Below are 405 nucleotides of genomic sequence, written 5' to 3' on the forward strand. Positions count from 1 at the left end.
TTAAAGATATTTTCCTTAGCGAAGGAATGGAAATGCCAAATATCAATGGAATTAAGCGAGTACAGAGCTTTAATTCAGACAAATCAGTAAACTTTACCTTAGATGATGAATCCAGAGATTTTTTAAAGGAAAATTTGCCAATTGAAGGGGTAATCTATGAGCCTACTTTGAAGAAGTTAGCAGAAAACATCATTATTCTTAATCGTCAAAAACACCGTATTTCTGATGAATTTAGGATTAGCTTGATGAACAAAGAGATTTACCAAGGCTACAGGGAAACTTCTTTTTACACCTCAATAATTGAGGCTTAGTGATATAAGGGGGAGCTAACCCCTCCCCCTTTGGTTTTATGAAAGGAAATTATTATGAAAATTTATAAATTTATGTTCAACATAACCTATCCTG

At 33.1% G+C, this 405-nt stretch carries 1 protein-coding gene; it reads left to right on the forward strand.

The genetic code is table 11. From position 1 onward, the window contains the following. Window positions 1–311, forward strand: a 311-nt coding sequence (locus C1G53_RS06360; protein ID WP_105118129.1) for a hypothetical protein, incomplete at its 5' end; no start/stop codon positions are given. Window positions 312–405: the final 94 nt, after the last annotated feature.

The sequence above is a fragment of the Streptococcus suis genome (assembly GCF_002960445.1).
Classification (GTDB): domain Bacteria; phylum Bacillota; class Bacilli; order Lactobacillales; family Streptococcaceae; genus Streptococcus; species Streptococcus hyiners.